The organism is Solitalea lacus (assembly GCF_022014595.1).
GTDB classification, from domain to species: Bacteria; Bacteroidota; Bacteroidia; order Sphingobacteriales; family Sphingobacteriaceae; genus Solitalea; species Solitalea lacus.
In genome coordinates, this window is record NZ_CP091740.1 from 1,104,806 (window position 1) to 1,131,244 (window position 26,439).

General features: G+C 37.0%; 23 protein-coding genes. 14 read left to right on the forward strand and 9 right to left on the reverse strand.

Going from position 1 to position 26,439, the window contains the following annotated elements:
* Nucleotides 1–29: 29 nt before the first annotated feature.
* The 6 genes from L2B55_RS04720 to L2B55_RS04745 all read left to right on the forward strand — a co-directional run bounded on the left by L2B55_RS04720 (nucleotide 30) and on the right by L2B55_RS04745 (nucleotide 5,426).
* On the forward strand, nucleotides 30–1,256 hold the full coding sequence (locus tag L2B55_RS04720) for an ABC transporter permease (protein WP_237849134.1): 1,227 nt from the start codon (nucleotides 30–32) through the stop codon (nucleotides 1,254–1,256).
* Nucleotides 1,257–1,321: 65 nt separating this feature from the next.
* Nucleotides 1,322–2,557 carry a PP2C family protein-serine/threonine phosphatase gene (locus L2B55_RS04725; protein WP_237849135.1) on the forward strand — a complete coding sequence of 412 codons (1,236 nt, stop codon included), beginning with the start codon at nucleotides 1,322–1,324 and terminating at the stop codon, nucleotides 2,555–2,557.
* A 3-nt stretch (nucleotides 2,558–2,560) separates the two neighbouring features.
* The gene (locus L2B55_RS04730; protein WP_237849136.1) at nucleotides 2,561–3,160 is read left to right on the forward strand and encodes a ribonuclease HII; all 600 of its coding nucleotides are present in this window, start codon (nucleotides 2,561–2,563) and stop codon (nucleotides 3,158–3,160) included.
* A 51-nt stretch (nucleotides 3,161–3,211) separates the two neighbouring features.
* The gene (locus L2B55_RS04735; RefSeq protein WP_237849137.1) at nucleotides 3,212–3,427 is read left to right on the forward strand and encodes a hypothetical protein; all 216 of its coding nucleotides are present in this window, start codon (nucleotides 3,212–3,214) and stop codon (nucleotides 3,425–3,427) included.
* Between the two features lie 111 nt (nucleotides 3,428–3,538).
* A complete protein-coding gene (gcvT, locus tag L2B55_RS04740; RefSeq protein ID WP_237849138.1) occupies nucleotides 3,539–4,615 on the forward strand; it encodes a glycine cleavage system aminomethyltransferase GcvT in 1,077 nt (358 codons plus the stop codon).
* A 100-nt stretch (nucleotides 4,616–4,715) separates the two neighbouring features.
* The gene (locus tag L2B55_RS04745) at nucleotides 4,716–5,426 is read left to right on the forward strand and encodes a 2-phosphosulfolactate phosphatase (protein WP_237849139.1); all 711 of its coding nucleotides are present in this window, start codon (nucleotides 4,716–4,718) and stop codon (nucleotides 5,424–5,426) included.
* A gap of 54 nt (nucleotides 5,427–5,480) precedes the next feature.
* On the opposite strand, the gene L2B55_RS04750 is transcribed toward L2B55_RS04745, so the two are convergent.
* Together L2B55_RS04750 and dtd are read right to left on the reverse strand one after the other, a co-directional pair.
* The gene (locus L2B55_RS04750; protein WP_237850269.1) at nucleotides 5,481–5,804 is read right to left on the reverse strand and encodes a nucleotide pyrophosphohydrolase; all 324 of its coding nucleotides are present in this window, start codon (nucleotides 5,802–5,804) and stop codon (nucleotides 5,481–5,483) included.
* Between the two features lie 26 nt (nucleotides 5,805–5,830).
* Complete coding sequence (gene dtd, locus L2B55_RS04755) at nucleotides 5,831–6,283, reverse strand: D-aminoacyl-tRNA deacylase (RefSeq protein ID WP_237849140.1); 453 nt, start codon at nucleotides 6,281–6,283, stop codon at nucleotides 5,831–5,833.
* 174 nt (nucleotides 6,284–6,457) lie between these two features.
* Between dtd and L2B55_RS04760 the strand changes: the two genes are divergently transcribed.
* From L2B55_RS04760 to L2B55_RS04790, 7 genes are all read left to right on the forward strand, one after another.
* Nucleotides 6,458–7,027, forward strand: coding sequence for a DUF922 domain-containing protein (locus L2B55_RS04760; protein ID WP_237849141.1), 570 nt, complete (start codon nucleotides 6,458–6,460; stop codon nucleotides 7,025–7,027).
* Between the two features lie 179 nt (nucleotides 7,028–7,206).
* Nucleotides 7,207–7,788: an RNA polymerase sigma-70 factor gene (locus L2B55_RS04765; RefSeq protein ID WP_237849142.1), complete on the forward strand. Its 582-nt coding sequence runs from the start codon at nucleotides 7,207–7,209 to the stop codon at nucleotides 7,786–7,788.
* A 209-nt stretch (nucleotides 7,789–7,997) separates the two neighbouring features.
* A complete protein-coding gene (locus L2B55_RS04770; RefSeq protein ID WP_237849143.1) occupies nucleotides 7,998–9,134 on the forward strand; it encodes a FecR family protein in 1,137 nt (378 codons plus the stop codon).
* Between the two features lie 190 nt (nucleotides 9,135–9,324).
* Nucleotides 9,325–12,651 carry a SusC/RagA family TonB-linked outer membrane protein gene (locus tag L2B55_RS04775; RefSeq protein WP_237849144.1) on the forward strand — a complete coding sequence of 1,109 codons (3,327 nt, stop codon included), beginning with the start codon at nucleotides 9,325–9,327 and terminating at the stop codon, nucleotides 12,649–12,651.
* Between the two features lie 10 nt (nucleotides 12,652–12,661).
* A complete protein-coding gene (locus L2B55_RS04780) occupies nucleotides 12,662–14,503 on the forward strand; it encodes a RagB/SusD family nutrient uptake outer membrane protein (RefSeq protein ID WP_237849145.1) in 1,842 nt (613 codons plus the stop codon).
* A gap of 83 nt (nucleotides 14,504–14,586) precedes the next feature.
* Nucleotides 14,587–15,555 carry a discoidin domain-containing protein gene (locus L2B55_RS04785; RefSeq protein ID WP_237849146.1) on the forward strand — a complete coding sequence of 323 codons (969 nt, stop codon included), beginning with the start codon at nucleotides 14,587–14,589 and terminating at the stop codon, nucleotides 15,553–15,555.
* A gap of 100 nt (nucleotides 15,556–15,655) precedes the next feature.
* Complete coding sequence (locus L2B55_RS04790) at nucleotides 15,656–17,104, forward strand: M60 family metallopeptidase (protein ID WP_237849147.1); 1,449 nt, start codon at nucleotides 15,656–15,658, stop codon at nucleotides 17,102–17,104.
* A gap of 83 nt (nucleotides 17,105–17,187) precedes the next feature.
* On the opposite strand, the gene L2B55_RS04795 is transcribed toward L2B55_RS04790, so the two are convergent.
* Nucleotides 17,188–18,003 (reverse strand): enoyl-ACP reductase FabI, encoded by an 816-nt coding sequence (locus L2B55_RS04795; RefSeq protein ID WP_237849148.1) that lies wholly within the window; start codon nucleotides 18,001–18,003, stop codon nucleotides 17,188–17,190.
* A 220-nt stretch (nucleotides 18,004–18,223) separates the two neighbouring features.
* On the opposite strand from L2B55_RS04795, the gene L2B55_RS04800 reads away from it, so the two are divergent.
* Nucleotides 18,224–19,633, forward strand: a complete 1,410-nt coding sequence (locus tag L2B55_RS04800) for a DUF4403 family protein (RefSeq protein WP_237849149.1) — start codon at nucleotides 18,224–18,226, stop codon at nucleotides 19,631–19,633.
* 82 nt (nucleotides 19,634–19,715) lie between these two features.
* Here the strand turns inward: L2B55_RS04800 and fabV are convergent, their stop codons facing one another.
* The 6 genes from fabV to L2B55_RS04830 all read right to left on the reverse strand — a co-directional run bounded on the left by fabV (nucleotide 19,716) and on the right by L2B55_RS04830 (nucleotide 26,145).
* Entirely contained in the window at nucleotides 19,716–20,906 is a 1,191-nt protein-coding gene (gene fabV, locus L2B55_RS04805) for an enoyl-ACP reductase FabV (RefSeq protein WP_237849150.1), read from the reverse strand.
* 68 nt (nucleotides 20,907–20,974) lie between these two features.
* Nucleotides 20,975–22,642 carry a DNA repair protein RecN gene (gene recN / locus L2B55_RS04810; protein ID WP_237849151.1) on the reverse strand — a complete coding sequence of 556 codons (1,668 nt, stop codon included), beginning with the start codon at nucleotides 22,640–22,642 and terminating at the stop codon, nucleotides 20,975–20,977.
* 49 nt (nucleotides 22,643–22,691) lie between these two features.
* Nucleotides 22,692–23,597: a type IX secretion system protein PorD gene (gene porD / locus L2B55_RS04815; protein ID WP_237849152.1), complete on the reverse strand. Its 906-nt coding sequence runs from the start codon at nucleotides 23,595–23,597 to the stop codon at nucleotides 22,692–22,694.
* A complete protein-coding gene (gene coaBC, locus L2B55_RS04820; protein ID WP_237849153.1) occupies nucleotides 23,590–24,792 on the reverse strand; it encodes a bifunctional phosphopantothenoylcysteine decarboxylase/phosphopantothenate--cysteine ligase CoaBC in 1,203 nt (400 codons plus the stop codon). Before coaBC ends, porD begins: the two co-directional genes overlap by 8 nt.
* 107 nt (nucleotides 24,793–24,899) lie before the next feature.
* Nucleotides 24,900–25,226: a DNA-directed RNA polymerase subunit omega gene (locus tag L2B55_RS04825; protein ID WP_237849154.1), complete on the reverse strand. Its 327-nt coding sequence runs from the start codon at nucleotides 25,224–25,226 to the stop codon at nucleotides 24,900–24,902.
* A 16-nt stretch (nucleotides 25,227–25,242) separates the two neighbouring features.
* A complete protein-coding gene (locus L2B55_RS04830) occupies nucleotides 25,243–26,145 on the reverse strand; it encodes an outer membrane protein assembly factor BamD (protein WP_237849155.1) in 903 nt (300 codons plus the stop codon).
* Nucleotides 26,146–26,439 lie beyond the last annotated feature (294 nt).

Consider the following 26,439-nt stretch of genomic DNA (forward strand, 5'->3'; position numbering starts at 1 on the left):
TTTTCTATTTCAGGTATATTTGATGCTGTATGTCTTCGGTAAATTCTCCAGAAACTCCTTGGGCTAGAACCAAGAAGCGTTTTCTTCGAAATAAATTATCAGTTTTAGGACTGATTATCATTGTTGCTTTTTTACTTGTATCAGTTTTAGGGTATTTGATAATGCCTGATGACACCCCTATGGCCAATAGGATGGCTGTTCAATTAAGTACAAAACATCCCGGGACTAGCATTCAGTTTTTAGCCATTCGTAAAAATCAGCATGTTGATACGGTGAATGTCTTTGAAAAGCTGTTATTTGGCCAGCCGGACTTTTTTGATTATATACCTATAAATAATTATCGTTTTAAAGGAGATAGTATTGTTATAGACGAATATACCGGGGTAAGTGACGACGAAAAGTTGGTGCGCAGTTTTTCGATAGCACATGTTGCGTTTCCAATTGCTGAAGGTGAGAAAGTTGAAGTTGAGGAAGGAGAAAAGCTGGCATTTAAAACAACCAATGGACAAAATGAAATTATTTTAGTTAAAGATCTGCAGGATAAAATAGTTAAAGAGAATATTATTGTCCATAAGTATTGGCTAGGTACAGACTTATATGGTAGGGATATGTTAAGCAGATTGATTTTGGGGTCTAGGGTTTCCTTGTCGGTAGGATTTGTATCTGTTTTTATTTCGTTGATAATAGGCATTTCCCTTGGTGCAATGGCCGGATATTTTGGGGGATGGATTGATCGCTTTATTTCTTGGCTGATTAATGTTGTGTGGTCATTGCCCTCACTTTTAATTGTTATTGCCATATCATTTGCCTTAGGTAAAGGTTTTTTTCAGGTATTTATTGCCATAGGATTAACCACTTGGGTTGACGTTGCCCGTATGGTTCGTGGACAAATAATTGGGATAAGGGAAGTTGAATTTGTTGAGGCAGGTCGTGCAATGGGCTTCAGCAATACCCGAATTATCGCCCGACACATATTGCCAAACATTTCAGGACCTATTTTAGTGGTGGCCTCTGCTAATTTTGCTTCAGCAATTTTACTTGAAGCAGGGTTGAGTTTCTTAGGCTTTGGGGTCCAGCCACCGTTTCCTTCCTGGGGAGGAATGATTAAAGAACATTATGGTTACATAATAATTGATGCTGCATATTTGGCAACATTGCCAGGTTTAGCTATCATGTTAATTGTTTACGCCTTTAATCTTGTTTCTGTAGGTTTAACTGATGCGTTTAATGTAAAGGAGCAAACTTCTGGTAATTAATATTATTTAAATCGATTTTTGTTATTTTAGTTTATAGCTAAACCAAAGTCTTTATTAATAATCCCGTGAATCAGGAAGCCAATCAAGAAATTCTAGAATTATTAATTCGTCGCCAAGTAGAATTAAACTCTCTGCTTGAGATCACACGAGCCATTAATAATAACTATTCTATTGAGGCGCTTTTCCAAATGAATGAGTTAATCTTAAGTAATCAGCTCAGAATTGGAAAGTTAAGGGTGTTCTCAAGAGATGCTGATGGTCAATGGAATCAACCTTCTTACTTTGGGGTTGAAAAGCTTTCAGCAGAAATGAAAAGTGAACTTGTGAGTATTCTTTCAGAGTATAAACAGGTTACCTTCATCAATAGTTTTGATTCTGATATTCTCCATGAATTCAAAATTCTGATTCCGGTTGAATACAAAAATGAGATCTTTGGTTATGTGTTAATTGGTGATTATCAGAATGTTGAAATTGATCAAATAGATATTGATGTAAAGCTCATTCAAACAATTATTAACGTCATTATTGTTGCCGCTGAAAACCGACGCCTGTTGGAAATTCGTATTCAGCAAGAACGGCTGGAGCGTGACATCGAACTGGCTGCTGAAGTACAAACCATGCTGTTTCCAAAAAAGTTGCCTGATAATGAGCAGATAAGCATGTCAGCCAGGTATGTTCCTCAACAAAATATTGGAGGAGATTATTACGATTTTCTTGAACTCAATAAAAACGAATTCATTTTTTGCATAGCCGATGTTTCAGGTAAAGGAATGAGTGCGGCTTTGCTTATGGCCAATTTTCAGGCGAGTTTGCGCGCATTGGCATTTCAAAAACTTCCGCTCGATTTACTGCTTTCAACTGCTAATAAAGCTATTTTTAATCTTACCAATGGCGATAGGCATATTACCTTGTTCTTAGGTAATTATAACATTCAAACACGCAAATTAACATATGTAAACGCCGGGCATAATCCTTCGCTAATGGTGAGCAATACTGACATTAAAGAACTTAAAATTGGAACCACGATGATTGGTGTGTTTGAAGATTTGCCGTTCATTAATGTTGGAGAAGAAATACTGGATACTGATACGCTACTGTTTAATTATACGGATGGACTTGTTGAGCTTGATCATGATCATGCTGATTTGTTTGGAGAAGTTGACTTAATCAGCTTTTTATTTGAGCATCAGAACTTGAAACCCGAGAGCATAAACAATTTGCTGATGGCTAAGATCAATAAATTAATAGGCAAGGATCGCCAAGACGATGATATAACCTTGTTAACATTTAAGGTGTATTAAAATATGTTGAAGTCGTTTTTTCAAGCTGATTTGTTGGAGGCAGGCTGTGATGAAGCCGGCAGAGGATGTTTAGCAGGCCCTGTGTTTGCTGCTGCGGTAATACTGCCCAAAGATTTTGAACACGCTGATTTAAATGACTCAAAAAAGCTTTCTGAAGCCAAACGTTATGAATTGCGTACAGTGATTGAACAACAGGCTTTAGCTTACGGAGTAGCCATGGTTGATAATATCGAAATTGACGAAATTAATATTCTTAACGCTTCGTTTTTAGCTATGCATAGAGCCGTTGAAAAGATGGACATTCCTCCTGGGTTTTTAATTATTGATGGCAATCGGTTTAAAAAGTTTAATGAACTACCGCATGCTTGTATTGTTAAAGGAGATGCAAAGTATTTTTCAATTGCAGCCGCATCAATTTTGGCTAAAACCTGCAGGGATGATTTTATGAACAAAATTCATAGTGAATATCCACAATATGATTGGGTCAGCAATAAAGGTTATCCAACTCAAAAGCATAGGAACGCGATAAAAGAGTTTGGGCCGACTGCATATCATAGAATGTCCTTTACGCTCTTGCCGGCACAACTATCGTTAGAATTTTAATAATGTGACTAACTTTAATGAAAAGTTGGCTATATCTATAATATAAATTACATGGAAAGTTTCTCATATATAACGAATACTAAAGGCGAACAGGAAGGGATTATCATCAATTTTAAAGACTTAAAACGTATGAACCTAAGGTTGGCAGGCGTGATTGCTGCTTTACAAAAGCAGGAAAAGGAAATTGATGAGCTGATTAATAAAAGCGCTGCTACAGTTACCTTGGCTGATGCATTAGGCAAATTGAAAGGTAAGCTTAACGGATAAGGATTCGTTTCCAGGCTTTAAAATTAGTACAATTTTAAATTCTCTGAATTTCAAATCGGCAAATTCCATTGGGAATGCTACCTTTGCGGCAAAATTACAATCCGAAACTTCATGAAATCTACTGCTTTAACTAATGTACACATTGCATTAGGTGCTAAAATGGTGCCTTTTGCCGGTTATAACATGCCTGTACAGTACTCAGGAATAAATGATGAGCATGCTACAGTGCGTAATGGTGTGGGTGTTTTTGACGTATCACACATGGGCGAGTTTATTTTGAAAGGCGAAAATGCTTTGGAACTAATTCAGCGTGTAACGTCAAATGATGCTTCAAAGCTTATTGACGGAAAAGTGCAATATTCTTGCCTGCCTAATGAAACTGGAGGTATTGTTGACGATTTATTGGTTTATCGAATTGACGAGAAAACCTATATGTTGGTAGTAAATGCATCAAATATTGAGAAGGATTGGAATTGGATTTCTGCGCGCAATACAAACGGGGTGGAAATGCACAATATTTCTGATAAAACCAGTTTATTGGCAGTACAAGGTCCTAAAGCTGTTGCAGCATTGCAAAAGCTGACAGATTTTGATTTGGCTGCAATGGAATACTACAGCTTCAAAAAAGGCAAGTTCGCCGGTGTTGATAATGTGGTTGTTTCTGCAACCGGTTATACTGGAGCTGGAGGTTTTGAGATTTATTTTGACAATGAAAATGCAGAACAGATTTGGAATGCAGTTTTTGAAGCTGGAGCTGAATTTGGTATTAAGCCAATTGGTTTAGGCGCTCGTGATACTTTGCGTTTGGAAAAAGGATTTGCTCTATATGGTAATGATATTGACGACACAACTTCTCCATTAGAAGCAGGCTTAGGTTGGATTACCAAATTCTCTAAAGAGTTTACCAATTCTGCTGCATTAAAAGCGCAAAAAGAAGCAGGCCTGAAAAATAAATTAGTTGGCTTTGAAATGATTGATCGTGGTATTCCTCGTCATGATTATGAAATTTTTGATGCAGCCGGAACCAAAATAGGTCGCGTTACTTCAGGAACTCAATCACCAAGTATGCAAAAAGCTATTGGATTAGGTTATGTTACCTTGGAAAACGCTAAGGAAGGAACTGATATTTTTATTGGTATTCGCGATAATAAAGTGAAAGCCAAAGTAGTTAAGTATCCGTTTTTATAAGATAATTTAATTAATGACATCGGGTTACGAGTTCTCAATTCAGATTCTTTATTGGAAACTCGTAACCCGATTATTTAAGTTCTACTACTAGTTTAAATTAATGAAACACCTCGAAGTTTGTTTGACTCCTGCCTTATTGCCACTTTACGATTTAAAAGGAAGTATAGTTGTTGTTATTGATATCTTCAGAGCTACTTCCTCAATTTCGTATGGCATTGAGAATGGGGCCGATGCAATTATTCCGGTTGCAAGTGTGGAAGAGTGTTTGTCGCATCAGGGGAATGGGTATTTGTTAGGAGCTGAGCGTAACGGTGAGGTAGTAAACGGCTTTGATTTTGGTAATTCTCCATTTAGTTATACCAAAGAAAAGGTAGAAGGGAAAACTCTTGTGGTAACCACCACAAACGGAACTCATGCTATCAATGAATCAAAAAATGCTGATGAAATTGTTATAGGATCGTTTTTGAACCTTTCGGCAGTGTGTGATTATCTGGTTAAACAAAACAAAAATGTGTTTTTACTTTGTTCAGGATGGAAAAATAAGGTTAACCTTGAAGATACTTTGTTTGCAGGTGCTGTTGTTACTCAACTGAAAGAAGTATTTGACACTTGGTGCGATTCTTCAGTTTTGGCCGAAGATCTATATCAAGCGGCGAAGGATGACTTACATGAATACATGAAGAAAACTTCTCATAGCGAACGATTGAAAAAACTTGGTATCGAGAAAGATATTGAATTTTGTTTAAATGTTGATTTATTACAATCAGTACCTGTAATTAAAGATGGGAAGATTGTAAAAGCAGATTTATAGTTATGAGGTCAGTCTTGAGTTGACCTCTTTAAAAACTCAAGACCTAACTGAGGCTTACAGCTTAGGATTGTTTTTGTGGCGTTCAGCATCTCGAATACTTTTTTTCTCAAAATTCTTTTCTAGTGCAGCTGTTAAATCAACTCCTGTTTGGTTGGCAATACAAATTAATACCCAAAGTACATCTGCTAATTCATCACTTAATTCCTTGTGTTTCTCATTCTCTTTAAACGACTGATCTCCATATAATCGACTCATCAAACGAGCTACTTCTCCAACTTCTTCAGTTAAAATTGTCATGTTGGTTAATTCACTAAAATAGCGTACCCCGGTTGTTCTTATCCATTGATCAACCATTTCTTGGGCCTGTTTAATTGATATCTCTTTATTCTCCATTTAGCTTGTTGTTATTCTTTGTTTTTAGTGTCCATTGTAATCGTAACAGGACCGTCATTTACCAGGCTTACTTTCATATCGGCGCCAAATTCTCCAGTAGCAACTTTTTTGTTTAGTAACATTTCCAAGGATTTTATAAAATACTCATACAATGGAATGGCCTTTTCGGGCTTAGCTGAGCGAGTAAATCCTGGTCGGTTGCCTTTTTTAGTTGATGCAAATAAGGTAAACTGACTTATCAAAAGAACATTACCACTAACGTCAGCTAATGATTTATTCATAAGTCCGTTTTCATCACCAAACACACGCATATTGGCGATTTTTTGAGATAACCACTCAACATCTTCCTGCGTGTCGGCTTCTTCAATGCCAAGCAAAACCATGAATCCTGTTTTTATTTCGCCTTTAATTATACCGTCAATTTTAACTGAAGCTTCTGAAACACGTTGTATTACTGCTCTCATAGGCTGCGAAGATAAGTAAATGACAATTGATAAGAATGAACCCATCACAACAGGTTGGTTTTGGTTGATAAATTGTATTTGTTAATAATCAGTTAGTTGAATAAATTAATGTAATTCTATTTAAATTTCAGACAGTGAATGACCGTTAAATGGAGAATAATATCAATAGTTTCGATGCTGCTTTGTAGTGCATTGGATGGAACTGCTCAGTCTGACGTAGCTAATCTTAAACAAGCCGTTAAATACTATAAAGTTGAGTTTGACGAAAGAAGAGGGGAAAATGGTGATACACTGTATTATTCAAGCCATAGGCCATTGAAGTGGACTGATTTTAAGGCCGAACCTCGAGCAACCAGTTCGTATTCTGCCGCAGCATTTACGGGGTTCGGGTACAACGGTAAAATAAAACTTGATAATGATACCGCAATAATTGCCCTTGTTTTAGAAACCTATTTTATAAAGCCTTTTTCGTGGGTGCGTAAAGGAGCTCAAACGGACTATGCTCTGGCTCACGAACAATTACATTTTGATATTACCTATTTGATTGTCCAACGCTTAAAAAAACGTTTGATGGCAACAACTTATGATGCTGACTTTGACAGTATTATTCAATATCAATATATACAATCCTACCGTGATATGAATCGCTTACAAGAGCAGTATGATAATGAAACTCGCCATGGCATTATTAAAACGGAGCAGGAACGCTGGGAACGGCAGGTAATTAAATGGTTGCAGGAGTAATTGATAGGTGACTTTATATTGCAAATGCTTCGTTTATAGGTGTTTATTTTTGATTTATTGATATTGAATTATGCGATTGTATTCAATATATTGAAAAAAATGAATTGCCATTATCTATACTCTGAAATTTTAATAACTTAGTCCCCACTCTCTCTACTGTTTATTCTCTATGTTTTTATATGAATAATTTGGAATTATGGCCCGATCATGATCTGTTGGATTTGATGCGTAATGATGATCGATCTGCATTCGAGACGATTTATAATAAATACTGGAGTAAACTTTACCTTTCCGCATTCAACCTGTTGAGAAACCGGCATGCAGCCGAGGATATTGTGCAGGAAATTTTTGTACAACTTTGGCTAAAGCGTCATGTTAACCAGGTACAAACACTACAATCTTATTTGTATACAGCTGTTCGTTTTCAGGTATTTAAAGCAATTCGTGATGGTAAAGCCCACGAAGAGCTATTTGAAGAAGTAGAAAAGTTGTTTAATGAGAATAACTCTGAAAGTAGAGTAATTGAGCTGGATATCCGAAACAGATTGGATCAGGCAATAAAAACACTGCCGGAAAAATGCCAGCAAGTGTTTGTATTAAGCCGGAAAGAGCATTTATCGAATAAAGAAATTGCTGAACAATTAGGGATTTCACCTAAAACGGTCGAAAATCATTTAACAATAGCCTTACGTCAGATTCGATCAACCATGGGTGATGTATTGTTCATTGTAGCGCTGTTTTTGCTTAATAATTGGAATTAACTTCCTAAGTACTAATTAAACCTTCTTAAACCAGCTAATATCCTTTCTTTTATTTAATCCCGACTTTCTAGATTTTAATCAAGATAGGTGTTTTTATTCTACTGATAATCAAAAAAATATAAATTTTATTAATAAAAAGTTAACATTTTCTTTCATTTCGTTAGGGGATGTTGGCACTTTTTGGTACATACATTTAGACGCAATCTTATATGGATAAAAAACAATTTATTGAAATAATTGATAAGTTCTTAAAGGAAAAGGCAAATCCTAAAGAGCAAGAGTTATTGTATAAGCATTACGAGGCATTTCAAAAGAATAGACAGGAATGGGATGATGATGAACATGGTGACTATGCAGAAGTTCAATCATCTATTTATGAACGAGTTAATAAAGAAATTGATAGTAAGGAAAGAAGTTTCTTTAATCGTCACTGGGTTAAAGTTTCCATTGCCGCTTGCGTGTTAGCAGTTTGTTCTATTGGGGTTTATGTGAGACAAGGTAATATTATCTCTAAAAACAGGATTGCTACCAACCATGTAATTAAGCCCGGAGGCAATGAGGCTACGCTAACGCTTCAGGATGGTTCAACGATATTACTAAGCAAAGTGGATGTTGGAGAAATAGCTCAACAAAGCGGTATTAAGGTAATCAAAACAGCTGAAGGTAAATTAGTATATACTGTTACTGATAATAAAGGTTCTCAAGCCGAATCTTATAATACTATTGAAACTCCAAGAGGAGGGGAATACCAAATAAATTTACCTGACGGGTCAAAAGTTTGGCTCAATGCAGCTTCGTCTTTAAGATTTCCAACAATGTTTAATGGTAATGAGAGAAAGGTGGAGTTAGCCGGGGAAGGCTATTTTGAAATAGCCAAAGACAAAGCTCATCCATTTAAAGTAATTACACAAAAGCAACAGGTTGAAGTACTTGGAACCCATTTTAATATTAATGCATATAATGATAATGGGGATACAAAAACTACTCTTCTTGAAGGAAGCGTGAAAGCAAGCTTAATTAATTCAAGTGACTCAAGAATGCTAAAGCCTGGGGAGCAAATGATTGTGAATCAGGAAAAAATCAGTGTAGTAGAGGTAGATACTGAAGAAGCAATTGCTTGGAAAAACGGCTATTTCATGTTTAATGATGAGAGTTTGGAAACTGTAATGAACAAGATTGCCAGATGGTATAATGTAGACATTGAATACAAAGGAAATAATATAAACAAAAAATTTGGCGGATCGATATCTCGATTCAAAGATGTGAATGATGTTTTAAGCATGCTTGAATTAACAGGTTCAGTTCACTTTAAAATTGAAGGAAGGAGAGTTATTGTTATGCCGTGATTTCTACAATATGACGAACAACAATAAGAAATCAGGAGCACTGCCATGCCCCTGATTGAAAAGGGGTTGTTCATTAAATGCTTATCCTACTAAGAATCTATTTACTTAAACCCTAACTATCAAATGTATGATTTTTTATACTGAAAAGTTATTTAAAACAAATGGTAAAATTTTCAAATTCCTACTGGTTATGAAACTTACCCTAATTATGATGATTACTACCTTTTTGCAGGTGAGTTTTGCTAGTGGGCAAAAAGTTAGTATAGCTGAGAAAAATACTTCATTAGAAAAGGTATTTAAGAACTTGCGTAAGTCAACAGGCTATAATTTTCTTTATGATACGGAAGTGCTTAAAGATGCAAAGCTTGTTTCGGTGCAGGTTAATAACGTAAGTGTTGATTATGCCTTAAATCAAATTTTTAAAAATCAACCTTTAGCTTATACTATCGTTAAAAATACGGTTGTTGTACAACCTAAAGCAGTAGAGGAAGTTATTGCACCTGAGACTGTGGTTGCTTCAGTAAAAATTTCGGGAACTGTATTAGATGAAACTGGTCAGCCTTTACCTGGCGTTACAATTAGAGTTCTAGGAACTAGTACAGCTGCTGTAACCAATGCAAATGGTAAATACTCTATTCAGGCTGAGGTAGGTAATACCCTTGAATTTTCGTTTTTAGGTTACAAAAAACAAACTATTACAGTTCGCGCAGGAGCAGGCGACATTAATATAAAAATGATGCCTGATGAAAAAGAACTTGAAGCAGTAGCCGTTGTTGCCTACGGTAAACAAAAGAAAGTTAGTGTTGTTGGTTCGCAGGCTACAATTAAACCTTCTGAACTTAAAGTTCCGGTAAGAGATCTTTCTACTGCCCTTGCAGGTCGTTTGGCTGGTATAGTGGCCACTCAAAGAGGCGGTGCGCCAGGAGCCGATGGTGCAGAGATTTTTATTCGCGGTGTAGCAACTTTTGCAAGCAGTCCACAAGGGCCTTTATTGGTAGTTGATGGCGTTCCTGATCGATCGATTAATAATATTGATCCGGAAGATGTTGAAAGTTTTACTGTGTTAAAAGATGCTTCAGCAACTGCGGTTTATGGTACCCGTGGTGCCAATGGTGTAATTTTAATACACACCAAAAAAGGTAAAGTTGGTAAGCCGCAAATTAATGCGGAGTTTAACCAGGCTTTTACACAGTTTACCTCATTACCAAAGTTTCTGGATGCTCCACAGTTTATGACCCTTTATAACGAAGGTTTGGTAAATCGTGGGCAAAACCCTCTTTACACAGAAGAAGAGATAGAAAAACATGCAAGCGGTGTTGACCCTGATATCTATCCAAACGTTAATTGGTATAAAGAGATGTTTAATAAATATGGTCGTAATAATCGATTTACCCTTAATGTAAGCGGGGGGTCAGAAAATGCGAACTATTATATATCTGCAGGTTATTTTGGAGAGGTTGGACAGTTTAAACGCGATGCAGTTCAGTCCTACAATTCTACCTTAAAGTTAGATCGCTTTAACTTTACCAGTAATGTGGGGGTTAATGTTACCAAAACTACTAAATTAGACTTAGGTATTACTGGGTACGTTTCAAATGTTAATGCACCAGGTTATAATTCAGGAAATGTAAATGGCATCTTTAATGCTGCAACACAAACTGCACCGCATATTATTCCCACACGATATTCAAACGGGCAATGGCCTCAACTGTCAGGAACAGAAGCTAGCCCGTTTATGTATTTAACTCAATCAGGTTTTACCAATACCTATAAAAACCAGATTCGATCAAATATAAAGGTTAACCAAGATCTGAGTCAAATTATTACGGGCTTATCGGCTTCGGCTATGTTTGCAGTTGATGTTAATGCAACTAATAATTTAATCAGGACAAGAAAATTGCCAACCTATTATGCGAACGCGCTTGATGGCAGGGGACCTGATGGCAGTTTGGTGACCAACCTTTCATACACAGGCAACAAAGACTTATCGTTTGATCTTAAGCGTTATGGTGATAGACGATTCTATACGGAAGCAGCTTTAAACTATGCCAATAAGTTTGGGGTTCATGATGTATCTGCATTGTTACTGGTTAATCAGTCTGATTATAGCGATGCAACAGCTCGTGTAGAGAATTGGGTGGCTGCTATCCCTTATCGTCAACGAGGTTTTGTGGGAAGAGCTAATTATGGTTATAAAGATAAATACTATGCCGAAGCGAATTTCGGTTATACTGGTTCCGAAAACTTTTCGCCTGCTAATCGTTTTGGATTTTTCCCCTCAGTTGGAGCCGGTTGGGTAGTATCAAATGAGAAGTTCTTTAAATCAATAAGCGAATACATTCCTCATTTAAAACTGCGTTACTCATACGGTACTTCCGGGAACTCAAGTGTAAATAATCCCAATAACCGTTTCATGTATATTTCAAGGATAGAAAAGGGAGGTGGATATTCATTTGGCGATACTCCATCTTGGTCTGATGGTTTCTATGAAAGTTGGATAGGAACTAATGTTCGTTGGGAAACTGCTTATCGTCAAAACTTAGGTTTTGAAATGAATCTTTTCAGAAATGACCTGGAATTGATCGTTGAATTGTTCAAGGAAAACAGGAATGGTATTTTATTGGCCAATGACAATATCCCATATATGTCTGGTTTGGCAGTTACTCCAATTGGCAATGTTGGTAAGACAAAGAATAAAGGAATTGATATTTCATTAAATTATACCCGTAACTGGTCTCCTGAAAACTTCATTACCTTCAGAGGTACCTTCAATATGAACAAAAATTTAGCGGTTTATGATGGCAGACCTGCTTGGAAATATCCATATCAAGATCATATTGGCCATTCTATCGGCCAACGTTTTGGCTATGTGGCGCTGGGTTTGTTTAAAGATCAAAATGAGATTGATAATGCAGCTGTGCAAACCGGAGATGTACGACCAGGTGATATCAGATATAAAGATTTGAATGGTGATGGTATAATCAATATGGACGACCAAACTGCTATTGGCTTGGGTAATACACCTCGTATTATTTATGGCTTAAATTTCGGTGCCGGTTTCAAAGGCTTTGATGTTAGTTTGTTTTTCCAAGGTGCAGGCATGATGGACTTTAGCTATTCATCCGGTTATGCAACCACACCATTCTCTCAGGGAGCAACTATGGGAAACATGTATGATACAGTTCTTGATAGATGGACGCCTGAGAATCCTAATCCAAATGCGTTCTATCCTCGTTTATCAACAAGTGTGACTTCAACGACCAACTATTACGAAAGCACCAGGTGGCTTCGTCGTGCCGACTATTTACGCTTAAAAAGCGCTGAGTTAGGTTATAATTTTGATGGACGCCTTTTGAATAAAATTGCTGTAAAACGCTTACGCTTATTTGTAAATGGAACCAATTTATTAACCTTCTCTAAATGGAAATTCTGGGATCCCGAATTAGGTGATGGAAGAGGTACTGCGTATCCAAACATATCAACCTATAACGTAGGTGTTCGTGCAAACTTTCAATAATTGACTTCATATGAAAAAGATATTAATAAAAGCAAGTTTTGTTTTTGCCTTAAGTGCAGCATTAACTACAATTACCGGGTGCAGGAAAGATTTTTTTGATACAGTTCCTGATGATATTGTTAAGACAGAAGAAGTTTTTACTAACCGTGCTCAAACTGAAAGGTGGCTTGCCGGTATTTATAGCTCTGTACCTGACATTTGGGATATACGTTACACCTATCTATATCCTTTAATGAGTGACGAGTCTGATGCAAGTCAATGGATTAGTCCTTTAATCAATAGTGGAGCTATTGACCCCAATAATTCTCCGGTGAAATTCGAGGAGTATTATGAAAAAATTCGTCTAGCGACTATTTTGTTGGAGAACATTGATAAAAATCAAGAGATCGCATCTGCTGCTAATGGTGATAAAATCATCAACCAATACAAAGCCGAAGCTCGTTTTTTAAGAGCTTATTATTATTGGTTGATGATGAAAGAGCTGGGGCCGATTGCTATAGCACCTTTACATTCCGTAAAACCAGATGAGAACCTTCAAATTCCGAGAAGTTCATGGGATGAGTGTGTAAGCTTTGTTCTGTCAGAAATTGCCTTGGCTAAACAAGATTTACCCTTGCTTAATTACCGATACGGCGAGAGTACTGTTGATCCTCTACAAACGGGAAGGATTAATAAATTAATTGCACTGGCTATTGAGTCGCAGATTAAGTTATATCATGCCAGCCCATTATTTAACGGGAATACCGAACTAGCTGATTTTAAGAATCTGGATGGTAAGCAGTTATTCAATCAAACGTATGATGCTTCACGTTGGTCACAGGCTGCAGAAGCTGCTAAAGCTGCAATTGACGCAGCTGAGGGTGCAGGTAAGAGCTTATACAAAGTGACAAACTCTGATCCATTTAGAGCAGCATTTTTATCTTGTCGTGACCTGTATTGGGACGGTGTTAAAACAGAAGGCATTTGGTTAAGACCACAAACCAATATGTGGTTATACGAAGCACATGTGGCTCCTCGTTCAACCGAAGGGACAGGATGGAATGGCCTTTCTGTTGTTCAAAGTTTGGTTGATGATTTTAGAATGAAAGACGGCTCATCAATAACAGGAAATCCGTCATATAATGAAAATACTTATGCAGCTGCGGGGAACCAGTACTATGTTTCAGGAACAAACACCATGTACACTAACCGTGAGCCACGTTTTTACGCTTATGTAACTTTTAATGGTGCAGTAAATCCTTGCATTGCTAAGGCTAGTACCGGTTCGATTAACAATTCACGTGTAGAGTTCTTCAATACAGGTAACTCAGGCAAGGCTGGACATCCCAGAGATTTTCCTAAAACAGGCTATGTCATTCGCAAAAATCTTAATCCTTCATTTAGTATAAATTCCTCAGCGCTGTATCGGCCTACCATGATAATTCGTTTGGCTGAGTTATACCTGAATTATGCTGAAGCATTGAATGAAGCAAATCCTGGTCATGCAGATATCTTAATATACCTTAATAAGGTTCGTACTCGTGCCGGTTTACCTGCATTAACAGGGACAATTAGCCAGGATCAAATGCGTGAAGAGCTTCGTTTAGAAAGACGTATTGAACTATGCTTTGAAGCCGGTCATCGTTATTTCGATGTTCGACGTTGGAAAATTGCAGATAAACCAGGATCTAACCAAGGTGGTCAGTTCTTTGGGATGAACATTGAAAAGGGCACCTTTTTGTCAGATCCTGCTTTCCACACTCGTACTGTTGCATTTACCAGGGCGGCATGGCAACGTAAATTCTATTTTATGCCGATGGCTCAATGGGAAATGGACCGTAATAAGCAACTGGTACAGTTTCCAGGTTATTAAATCTAGGCATGATGCCTTTCAAGATTTATTAATTGAAAAATGATGTCAAACTAAAGTCATTCACTAATTCTAAAAGATTTATAATGAACATAGCAAAAATATTAGCTCCGGCATTTATACTTGCAAGTATAGCACTAAGTGCATGTGAGCAAGCTCCGGAACCTTATAATGAACTAACAGATTCTAAAGAAGGTGCATTCGTGTACATGGGTCAGGTAAAATCATCAGTTAATGAGTTATCCCTTCTCCCATTTACAAATGAAGAACGCACGTTTACTTTCAGTGCAACTTTTGGCGCTTTAGGCTATCCAAAAAATGATATACCTGTTAAGTTTATAATTAACGACAGGGCATTTGATAGTGTTAATACAGTTCGCCAGGCAGCAGGACTTCCTTTGTATGAGAAATTCCCTACGAATGCTTATACACTTTCAGGTACTGAAGCCACTATTCCTGCAGGTCAGTTAACTTCAAATCAGCTAACGCTGAAATATATTGCAAATAAATTTAATCCTAGTAAAGAATATTTAATGCCAATTACACTTCAGCAAGCAGGCGGATATGCTATTACTCGAGAGAAAAGTACCGCTTTTGTTATAGCCAAAGTAGCTGAGAAACTTGCCAACAGAACAGGTTGGATTGCAACAGCTTCTTCTGAGCAACCAGGGGAAAATACTGGTTTAGCTTCGGCAGTATTAGATGGTAAAGGAGAAACATATTGGCATTCAAGGTGGCAATCACCAGCGCCAGTATTTCCTCACTGGTTAAAGTTTGATATGAACACTGCAAGAACGGTAACCAAAATTGCATTACGTACGCGTGAGTGGGACGATAGGGGATTTACCAAATTTAAGATTGAAGGCAGTTTGGACGGTACAACATGGACTACATTAGGGAATAATCTAATATTTGATCCGTATAAGTATGACCCAGAAGACCCTGACCAGGAGTATCCTCTTGCGCCTACTGAAGTACGCTATTTAAAACTTACGATGCTTGAAGGTAATATGTCCTCAACGTTTTTGTCTGAGTTTATTGTTTATCAATTTTAAGCCAAATTGTTTTTGGAATTATAAAGTGAAAAAGGAGGGAGGGATACAAAAGTATCCCTTCTTCTTTATCTATTAAAACCACTTAAGACGGAAAATCACCATGTCTTTTAAACATACTTTTGGCTATTTAGCCTTTCTTTTAGTATTATCAGTTTCGTCTTGTTCTGATGATAGTATAAATCCTGCTCCAGTTAAGCCCAATCCGATTCCCAATCCTAATCCTGGGTCAAACGTAACCTTTGTAGGTTTTAAGGTCGACTCGGTATTAACAGTTTCCGAAATGGTTTCAGCTGAAAAAGAGCGCGTTCGCTTGGGCTATAGCTTCGGTCATACAGATTTTGAACCTACAGGTTTTTATCTGCCTGCTAATGGAACATTAAAGATAAAGGTTGAACAGGTTGCCGGAAATCGCTTACCTAAATTAATGATTGGTACTTACTCAAGGTATTTGTCTCTGCCAACAGGTTGGTCGACAGGTATTCCTGAGATTCAGTTGGTAGCTGGTGAAAATACGATTAAAGATGTGAAAGGTCAGGGTGGTTTACTGTACATTAGGTATGCAAACTCCAGTCCTACTGCCAAAGCAAAAGTGTTATTTATTAGTGGTTTTAAGCCGGTTCCTTTCTATATAAAAGGGAAAACGAAAAAATCGGAATGGTTAAGTATGTTGGCTCAGCTTAATAATGTGCCGGATGTTCAGTTGGTCGGTGACAAAGCATTTATCGTTTCATCATTTTCCAAGGCATTACAATATAAAGATGAAGATCAGGATGCGGTGCTGAATAAAATTGATGAAGTGGCACATTTAGAAAATGTTATTTCCGGGCTGGATAATTCCTCATATGAACATCAGGAAAGTCCGTTGAGAATAATGATGACTGAGCATGATGATCCCAACGCTTTTATGTACGCTTGGAACTTAAGAACGGCATACACCGCAAGTGAGATGGATAAATTATTAACACTTAAAGGAATTGGAACCAACGGGTGGGGGCCATGGCATGAGCTCGGGCACCTGCACCAGCAAAGTGCTTGGACCTGGGGCGCATTGGGAGAAGTAACCGTTAATATATACAGTTTAGCTGTTCAACGCTCTTTGGCACCTACAACTAATCGTCTTAGAGATGAAAAGGATTGGGGTAGAGCTATTGATTACCTGAAGTTACCTAATGAGGATAAGGATTTTAATGGATCTACTGATGGTAAAGATGCTGCTGGTCATGATATTTATCGTTATAAATCTCCAGTAACCGATGTGTTTGTACGCTTGTGTATGTTTCAGCAATTGCAAATTGCTTTTGGAGATCAGTTTTATACTTCATTGCATAAATACACTCGTTCATACCCTCCAGTAATTAACAATGATGACGACAAGATGAAGTATTTTATGACCAGGGCTTGTAAAATTGCTGATAAAGATTTAAGTGATTTCTTCAAAAAATGGGGATTAAGGCTTTCTTCTCAGGCCCTTACAGACGACGCGTATAAGGCCATTAGTGATTTACAGCTCACTAAACCTGATAAAGATCTGACTTTGTTAACTGATTAATTGCGTTTAAATAAGTTTTTTATATTTTCTCGTTTAAGATCAATAAAGGCTCCTGAAAAGGAGCCTTATTGCATTTTAATTATTTATCCAATACCCAATTTTTCCATAATGGCATTGCTTACACCTGTTGACGAGTAACCGCCATCATGATATAAATTCTGCATGGTAACCATACGGGTCAAGTCTGAAAATAAAGTGATACAGTAATCAGCACATGATTCGGCATCTGCATTTCCTAGCGGAGCAATAGCATCGGCATAATCGTAAAAATCACCAAAACCTTTAATTCCTGTGCCTGCTGTTGTTTTGGTTGGGGATTGCGAAACGGTATTGATACGTACCTTTTTTTCTACTCCATAATGATACCCGAAACTACGGGCAATTGATTCTAACATGGCCTTGATATCGGCCATATCTGTATAAAAAGGATATGTGCGTTGTGCCGCCATGTAGGTCAGGGCTACAACGCTTCCCCATTCATTAATTGCATCTAACTTTTTTGCAACGCTTAACATTTTATGTAATGACATTGCCGATACGTCAATGCCTTTCATAAAGTAATCGTAGTTTGACTCCGTATATGGGATGTTTTTACGAATATTCACACTCATCCCGATTGAATGAAGAACGAAGTCAATTTTTCCACCCAAAATTTCTTGAGATTGGGTAAACAAATTTGTTAATTCATCTACGTTGGTAGCATCGGCAGGTATAATTTGCGAATTTGTTTTCTCTGCCAATAGGTTTATTTCGCCCATTCGCATTGCAATAGGGGCATTAGTTAACACAAAGGTAGCGCCCTCCTCGTGTGCTTTTTCAGCAACTTTCCACGCAATTGAGTTTTGATCAAGTGCACCGGTAATAATACCGCGCTTTCCTTTTAATAAGTTGTATGCCATTTGAGTAAACTTTTATGGTTTAAGTGCAAAAATAAATTTATTATTTGTCTTCTTCCGGGCCGTTCAATCGTTCATGTTTTTTTGTTGGTTTGCAAGGAGTTAGCAGGTCTGTAAAATCCTTGATGAGCATAGCTTTTTATTTTAAAAGAAAGATGAATTGTTATATACTTGCGCAAAATTTCTTGTCTTTTAAGAGGATAATTTAATCATTAGTACGTCTATGTTTCATTCTAATTATCGCAATACCTTTCTAATTGCAGCGATATTTCTATTAAATGCTTGTGCAACAGCAGTTAAGCCAGTTAAACCAGCCGCCGATTATTCCAATACCAAGGTGATTTATACCAAAGAGTTGTCAACCATCCAACTACCGGTAGAAATGTCACTTAAAGAAATTCAAGCCCAAATTAATAAGCAACTAAACGGTTTGTTGTATGAAGATAATTCATTAGAAAACAACAATAAGGACAATGTAATGGCTAAGGTTTGGAAGGTTGGTGATATTCAGGTTGATGGCAGTGGAAATCAGTTTAATATTGTGATGCCAATAAAAGTGTGGGCAAAAGTTGGCTGGGAGGTAGAAAAGCTTGGAATTAAGCTTTCTGATTTTCGTGAGGTTCAGCTTGCCGCCAATATTAATATTACTTCAAAACTGAATGTGTCTAACTGGAAAATGCAAAGTACCACGCAAATCAATTCGGTTGATTGGCTCGAGTCTCCTACTGTTAAAATTGCAGGACGTGATGTACCGGTAACTTATTTGGTAAACCCCGTCATTAGCATGTTTAAAACCCGTATTGCTAAAATGGTTGACGAGCAGGTTGAAAAGAATGTTGATTTTAAGCCGCAGGTTGTTGGTGCCCTGAAAAAACTTACTACCCCTATGGAAGTTTCTAAAGAGTATAACACTTGGCTCAATTTTCAACCACAATCATTTTATGCAACTCAGCCGGTAGTGGTGAATAAGCAGCTCAAATTAGGATTAGGATTAAAAACCTATATTGAAACAGCTATAGGGCAGAAACCAACTGTAACTAATGCTAAGTTTGAACCCGAAATGTTTAACGTTGCCAAAATTAATGATGAGTTTAATATTAACCTGGTTTCCTTTGTTACTTATCAAAATGCAGCAAAGCTCTTACAACAGTCAATGGGTGGTAAGATTTTTGAATTTCAGGATGGGAAGAAAAAAGTTAAAATAGAACAAATTGATTTGTGGGGAAACCAAGGTAAACTGATTACTGCAGTAACCCTCTCAGGCTCGTTAAATGCGACTGTCTATTTAACTGGAGTTCCTGTTTACGATCCTAAATCACAGGAATTAAGTTTGCAACAAGTAGACTTTGAATTGGATACTAAGAATAAGTTAATAAAGGCTGCAAATTGGTTGGCTCATGGCACCTTTACTAAAATGATTGAGAGCCAGTCTAAGTTCTCTATTGCAGATCAAATGAAGGAGTCAATGCAGACTGCTCAATCTTACCTAAATAATTATCAAATAACTAAAGGTGTATTTGTTAAAGGTAAAATTTCCAATTTGAGTCCAGATAAAACTTACCTCACCGAAAATGCTATTGTAGCTACCGTTTTAGCTAAAGGTAATATGGCAATTAAAATTGAAGGAATGTAGGTTCTGATCCTTAATTGAATCAAAAACGGTTCATGTAATTAACATGAACCGTTTTTGATTTATTAGAAAAATCAGGGGATATTTACACCAATCCCGGAATTTCTACCATTTCACTTACATCGGCTTTGTAATCAACGTTAGCTAAATCAAATCCGAATAAGTTTAAGAAATCTGATCTATAACCAGCTAAATCACCAATTGCTGGTAATGCTTCAGTAGTTGATTGTTCCCACAAAGTAGCAACTTGAGCCTGCACATCCTCACGCATTTCCCAATCATCAATACGGATTCTGCCTTTTTCATCTAATGGTACTGTGCTGCCGTTGTACAAACGCTGTTGGAATAAGCGTTGGATTTGCTCAATACAACCTTCATGGATGTTATTTTCTTTCATCACTTTGTACAATAAAGAAATGTATAAAGGAATTACCGGAATGGCTGAACTGGCTTGCGTTACTAATGCTTTGTTAACGGATACGTATGCAGTACCATTAATATCTTTTAACTTTTCAGTAATGGTAAATGCTGTAGCTTCTAAATGATCTTTAGCACGTCCAATGGTACCTTTGCGGTATACAGGCTCCGTTAAAGCTGGGCCAATATACGAGTAAGCAACTGTTGTTGCTCCCGGTGCCAGGACACCGGCTGCTTTCAAATCATCAATCCACATTTCCCAATCTTCACCGCCCATAACAGCTACTGTATTTTCAACATCCTCTTCTGTACAAGGTTGAATGGTGATATCTGATACTACGCCGGTATGAAAATCTACAGTTTTATTGCTAAACGGCTGGCCAATTGGCTTTAAAACAGAACGATGAGTAACACCGGTTTTAGGGTTAGTTCTAACAGGAGACGCTAAGCTGTAGATAATCAAATCAATCTGACCTAGATCTGCTTTGATTAGATCAATGGTTTGTTGTTTTATTTCGTTTGAAAACGCATCGCCATTAATGCTTTTTGCATATAAACCTGCTTGATGAGCCTGTTTTTCGAATGCAGCAGTGTTGTACCATCCTGGAGATGCTGTCTTGCCTTCTTGCGGTGGTTTTTCGAAATACACTCCTATCGTAGCCGCATTTGAACCAAAGGCTGCAGTAATTCTCGATGCTAATCCGAAACCAGTTGAAGCCCCAATTACCAATACTTTTTTTGCTCCTTCAATTAAGCCTTTTGATTTTACATAGTTGATTTGATTTATTACGTTTTGTTCACATCCATTAGGATGTGCAGTCAAACAAATAAATCCTCGCATTCTAGGTTCTATAATCATGTTTTGTGTATGTTTTCGATTTTAGTTTAGTTATGATGAATATTATTAAATAAAATTCCCGCAAAAGATTAGTTGGCTTGAGTTAAAAGCTCCCGGGCATTTAATAAGGCATTTTCCCCCGGATTCTCGCCACTCAACATTACGGCAATCTCTTTTATACGTTCTTCCTGGTTCAATTTTCGGATGCTTGTAGTGGTTTGTCCGTTTTTACTTTCCTTGTAAACAAAGAAATGCGATTGTCCTTTGCTTGCAATTTGAGGAAGATGGGTAATGGTAATTACCTGCATGTTATCTGCATATTTATGCATTACATTACCTACTTTTTTAGCCACTTCGCCAGATACACCGGTGTCAATTTCGTCAAATACAATGGTTGGTAAGGCATTATATTTAGCAGAAAGACCTTTGATAGCCAACATTAATCTTGATAACTCTCCACCCGAGGCAACTTTATGAAGCTCCTGTGGTTGAAATCCTTGATTAGCTGAGAACAAGAACTTAACTAGATCCAATCCGCTTGCAGTAATTTGGTCATCAGACAAGAGTTGAATTTCTATTTTAAAAATAGCATTGTTAAGACCTAATTCTTTCAACAAATGATTTACCTGTTGTTCAACTGACTCAACAGCTTTAAGACGTTGATTTGACAACTTTTTAGCTAACTGAATCAATTTGTCAAACTCTTCTGCCAATTGCTTTTGTAAGCGCTCTATTTCTTCGTCAACATTACTGACACTCAAAATTTTCTCATTAAGTGATGCCTGGAAGGTCAATAATTCAGTTATTGAAGTCAGCTTATGTTTTTGTTGTAAGCGATAAATTAGGTCTAAGCGTTCATTAACAAAATCCAGTCGTTCAGGATCAATAAGAGTTCGTTCAGATAGTCCTTCAATTTCAGCGGCTACATCTTTTAACTCAATTTGCACGCTGCGTAAACGTTCTGCAATTGAGGCTAGCTGAGGATTGTATTTCTCTAATGTTGAAATATGATGAACGGCTTCCTTTAACTGTCCAATAACAGGTGTTTCACCCTCATTAAGCAGGAATGCTGTATTTGATAGGTTGCCTTTTATTTCTGCAGCATGCGATAGCAATTGTTGCTCATTTTCTAGCTCACTTTGTTCACCTTCAGTTAATTTTGCCGATTCAAGTTCGTTGAATTGAAATTGTAAATAGTCAATTTCTGACTTACCCTCATTACTTCGTTCAATTAAGGTAGTAAGTTGCTGTTGCTGTTGTTTGAAAGCTTTAAAGCGTTGTTTAAACTGCGCTACTTCTTCCTTATGTTGAGCAAATCCATCAACAACTAATAATTGAAATGCAGATGAATTTATCTGTAGGGTCTGGTGTTGAGAGTGAATATCGATTAATTGTTCACCCAACTCTTTTAATAGAGTCAGATTTACCGGCGTATCATTTACAAATGCTCTTGAGCGTCCATCAGTAGTAATCTCTCTGCGAATAATAGTACTATGGTCATAATCTATGTCGTTTTCAACAAAGAAATCCTGAATAGCGTATTTTGCAATATCAAATGCACCTTCAATTACACATTTAATATCACCTTTAAATAGCGATTTAGAGTCAGCTCGTTCACCCAAAATCAATCCCAGTGCTCCTAATATAATGGATTTTCCGGCTCCGGTTTCTCCGGTTATAATTGAAAGATGGTTTGAAAACTCTATGTCGAGTTTATCAATTATCGCATAATTACGAATTGAAAGACGGTTTATCACAATAAAACAGCTCTAAATTTTGAGGCGCTAAGGTAAAAAAAACGAACGTTTAATTTTTACTTCCTTGCTCGTATTTACTATAGTTTGATGGATCTACATTTTTTAGCACGGCTAAAATTTTAGTTTTCTGCGTTATATCAGCCTTTTGCAATATATGGGCTATCTCTTCGTTTTTGGCAGTAAAGAAAACCGAAAAAATAAAAGCGGTTGGTTTATCTCTGTAAGGTCTTTCAAATAAAAGGAGCGAGTTTAGCAGATCGCCTCTTCCTTTATCAATGTTCGAATTAAATGCATCTAATCCCTTGCGATGGTAAACGTAATTGGCGTCTCTTACAGGCTTAAACATTCCGTTTAATAAATTTTCGGCCAGCCAATAACGATTAGTATTGTTTTCAAAGGCTTTCCACCCAACGAAAGGTGAATTTTGAGCCTGATTAACCACATTTTGGGCCTTAGTGAAATTAGGCGTTCCACCCTCTAAAGAAAATGTATCGTAATCCATCCCAACAATAATATTCGCATAAAATGCTAGTAACATAGCCAAGTTGCTATTGTTAGACGAGTTTTCACTGTATTCAAGCGTTTCAAGCTCTGAGTAAGTGAACTTCCAATCGCGATCTTGAATATTTAAAACAGGTGTATTATAAGAGGTTCCATAAACTGGGCGGGAGGATTGAATTTGTGCACTTGCATCAAATTGCGAACTTCCATCCCAATTGTTAACAGTAATTATTATGCTTGCTTCAATGCGCTCTTGTGGTTGAATATTATCATTAGCCCATTTTTTACCATTCATGAAATTGGTTATCTGGGTTTCCAATGTTTGAAAAACACGGGTATCCTGAGTAGAGACCTTGGCGAAAACTACTGAAACACGACAGTTTAAATCTTGAGCAAAAGAGCTAAAACTAAGTAGGAGAGCGCCGAATAATGGAATAATAATTCGTTTAAGCATGTAAAGTTGATACAATTTTGTTTACAATATCTTGAGCTACCTCTTGTTTGGTTTTTAGCTCAAAGGTTTCAGTTTTTCCATTTTTGTCCAATATAGTAATCTTATTGGTATCTCCCTGAAAACCTGCTCCTTTATCATTCAATGAATTAAGTACGATAAAGTCAAGATTTTTCTTTTTCAGCTTTCCGGTAGCGTTTTCGATTTCATTAGTTGTTTCCAAGGCAAAACCTACCAGAAGCTGTTCCGGTTTTTTAAGTTTTCCAAGCTCAGCTAAAATATCTTTGGTTTTGGTGAGTGATAAAGAAAACTCATTTTCTGTTTTTTTTATTTTCTGAGTCGCCACTTCGACGGGAGTGTAATCAGCAACGGCTGCGCTCATTATGGCAATATCTACTGATGGAAAATAACGAACACATTGCTCGAACATTTCACCTGCCGACGTTACTCGCTTTATTGATATATTTTTGTGATTTGTCAGCAAATGAGTAGGCCCGCTAATAAGGGTTACATGAGCACCTTGATCGGCTAGTTCTTCCGCAAGAGCAAATCCCATCTTTCCACTTGAATGATTGCCGATAAATCTAACCGGATCAATAGCTTCATAAGTAGGGCCTGCAGTAACCAAAATGTTTTTATTTAACAGAGGCTTTTCTGCATTCAGCTGAATTTGTAGAAAATCAAAAATATCTTCCGGTTCGGCCATACGACCTTCGCCAATTAATCCACTTGCCAGTTCGCCGTGTGTAGGTTTTATCAATGTGTTACCATAAGCTACCAGTTTGCCAATATTTTTTTGAGTTGATGGATGCTTCCACATGTCTAAGTCCATGGCGGGAGCAAAATAAACCGGACATTTAGCTGAAAGGTAAACAGCCGAGAGTAAATTATCACAAATACCATTGGCAAACTTTGCAATGCTATTGGCACTTGCCGGGGCAATAATAAAGGCATCTGCCCAAAGACCAAGTTCAACATGGTTGGTCCATTCTCCAGCGTCGTTTTTTACAAAATCTTTGTTTACCGGATTTTTTGAAAGCGTAGCTATTGTTAAAGGGGTAATGAACTCTACAGCGCTTTGAGTCATTACCACTTTTACTTCCGCTCCCGACTTTATGAATAGGCGTATCAGTTCTGCAGATTTATATGCTGCAATACTTCCGCATATTCCAATCAATATTTTTTTAGATGATAGCATTAATCAAAAATGCGTGAAAAATGATTGAGAACAAAAAAGAAATTAGAAATAAGTTTAAGACAATCAAAGAGGTGTAAAACTAAAAAAGGCAGCTAAGCTGCCTTTCATTAGTTATTTTCTTTTGAAGGATTTCTGAAGTAAACTCTATCATCCAGAAATTCCTGTGTTGCAATTAAGGTAGGCTTTGGAAGGCGCTCGTAATATTTAGAGATTTCGATTTGCTCTCTGTTTTCAAACACTTCTTCCAGGTTGTCATTCGAAGTTGCAAACTCCGATAATTTGTTTCCTAACTCCTCTTTAAGAGCAGATGAGATTTGATTTGCTCTTTTTGAAATAACAACAACACTTTCGTAAATGTTGTCGGTATCTTTATCAAGCATTCTCACATCACGAGTTACTGTCGAATTAGGAACGGTACTTTTTAAATTAGACATATTCGTATATTCTAAATTATTGATTATTTACTTGTTTGTTTTCTGTACTTTGTTGAGCCTTAGTAATAATTTCCAGTTGCTTTACTGAAGCAGTATAGTACTGTTTGGCTTCTTTTAAGTAACGGCTTTCCGGAAATGTTTCAGCAAATGAGTTGTATGAGTCAACAGTAATATTGTAGCGTTCTTCCTGTCTTTGCTCAATACTATTTTTAGCATACAAATAATTGCTCTTTACAATCAAGAACTCAATCTCTTCGCGGTAAGGTGTATCTGGGAAATCTCTTAAAGAGTTTCTAAATGCAATTACTGCTGATTTATATTCACCAATAGTTAAATACAATTTAGCATTTTGGAATGACTTTGATTCCAATTTGTTTCTCAGAGCATCAATCATTCGGTTGCATTCTGTTACTTTTTTGCTCTGAGGATAAAGCTCAACAAAAAGCTGAATAGCTTCTAATGCTTTATAGGTACTGGCTTGGTCTAACGAATAAGCTGAAGGGGATTCTTCATATAAACATTTTGCAGCCATAAACCGAGCTTCTTCGGCATACTTACCTCCCGGGAATTCATCTGCCAATGTTTTAAACTGAAAACGAGCATCCATTAAATCGGCTCCTAAAAAGTAAGTGCTATAAGCCATACCATAGGAAACATCTTCGGCTTTGGCAGTTCCTCTATAAGGAACCAGCAACGACTCGTACAAATCGTGCGCACGTTGAAAATAAGTGAAACTTCCGCTTTTCTTGTTTTTTACTAATTCTCTTCCTTTATTAAAGTACTCCACAGCCTTCTCGTACTTCTGCAAGTTGTCTCCACTTTCTTTCAGCTTCTCATACTTACTCTTACAGCCGCTAAGTACAGCAATAGAAATTGCTCCAAATATATATATGCGTTTAATAGATTCAGTTTTAAACATCCTGCAAAGATAGATTTTAATTTTATTTATATCAATTGGTTAATATGTATAATTATATAAGCCCAGTAGCTATTATGCTTCGCAATATATAACGCAGAGATGAATAGTTTCTTGTTATCAAGGCAACTTTTTGTTATAACTTCTATATATATAATATAATGTCATGTATATAATATAAGGAGTGTCGCCATTAGTTTGCATTAGTAGTAGAGTGCTTGTTTAAAAGAAATATTAGGGAGAATTATAGTTGATAACTGCTTATGAAGACCTATCAATACTATATATAGCAGAGAA

Coding starts and splice junctions, on each gene's coding strand:
- L2B55_RS04720 (WP_237849134.1), top strand. CDS start 30: ATGTCTTCGGTAAATTCTCCAGAAACTCCTTGGGCTAGAACCAAGAAG.
- L2B55_RS04730 (WP_237849136.1), top strand. CDS start 2,561: ATGTTGAAGTCGTTTTTTCAAGCTGATTTGTTGGAGGCAGGCTGTGAT.
- L2B55_RS04735 (WP_237849137.1), top strand. CDS start 3,212: ATGGAAAGTTTCTCATATATAACGAATACTAAAGGCGAACAGGAAGGG.
- gcvT (WP_237849138.1), top strand. CDS start 3,539: ATGAAATCTACTGCTTTAACTAATGTACACATTGCATTAGGTGCTAAA.
- L2B55_RS04745 (WP_237849139.1), top strand. CDS start 4,716: ATGAAACACCTCGAAGTTTGTTTGACTCCTGCCTTATTGCCACTTTAC.
- dtd (WP_237849140.1), bottom strand. CDS start 6,283: ATGAGAGCAGTAATACAACGTGTTTCAGAAGCTTCAGTTAAAATTGAC.
- L2B55_RS04760 (WP_237849141.1), top strand. CDS start 6,458: ATGCTGCTTTGTAGTGCATTGGATGGAACTGCTCAGTCTGACGTAGCT.
- L2B55_RS04765 (WP_237849142.1), top strand. CDS start 7,207: ATGAATAATTTGGAATTATGGCCCGATCATGATCTGTTGGATTTGATG.
- L2B55_RS04770 (WP_237849143.1), top strand. CDS start 7,998: ATGGATAAAAAACAATTTATTGAAATAATTGATAAGTTCTTAAAGGAA.
- L2B55_RS04775 (WP_237849144.1), top strand. CDS start 9,325: ATGAAACTTACCCTAATTATGATGATTACTACCTTTTTGCAGGTGAGT.
- L2B55_RS04780 (WP_237849145.1), top strand. CDS start 12,662: ATGAAAAAGATATTAATAAAAGCAAGTTTTGTTTTTGCCTTAAGTGCA.
- L2B55_RS04785 (WP_237849146.1), top strand. CDS start 14,587: ATGAACATAGCAAAAATATTAGCTCCGGCATTTATACTTGCAAGTATA.
- L2B55_RS04790 (WP_237849147.1), top strand. CDS start 15,656: ATGTCTTTTAAACATACTTTTGGCTATTTAGCCTTTCTTTTAGTATTA.
- L2B55_RS04795 (WP_237849148.1), bottom strand. CDS start 18,003: ATGGCATACAACTTATTAAAAGGAAAGCGCGGTATTATTACCGGTGCA.
- L2B55_RS04800 (WP_237849149.1), top strand. CDS start 18,224: ATGTTTCATTCTAATTATCGCAATACCTTTCTAATTGCAGCGATATTT.
- fabV (WP_237849150.1), bottom strand. CDS start 20,906: ATGATTATAGAACCTAGAATGCGAGGATTTATTTGTTTGACTGCACAT.
- porD (WP_237849152.1), bottom strand. CDS start 23,597: ATGCTTAAACGAATTATTATTCCATTATTCGGCGCTCTCCTACTTAGT.
- coaBC (WP_237849153.1), bottom strand. CDS start 24,792: ATGCTATCATCTAAAAAAATATTGATTGGAATATGCGGAAGTATTGCA.
- L2B55_RS04825 (WP_237849154.1), bottom strand. CDS start 25,226: ATGTCTAATTTAAAAAGTACCGTTCCTAATTCGACAGTAACTCGTGAT.
- L2B55_RS04830 (WP_237849155.1), bottom strand. CDS start 26,145: ATGTTTAAAACTGAATCTATTAAACGCATATATATATTTGGAGCAATT.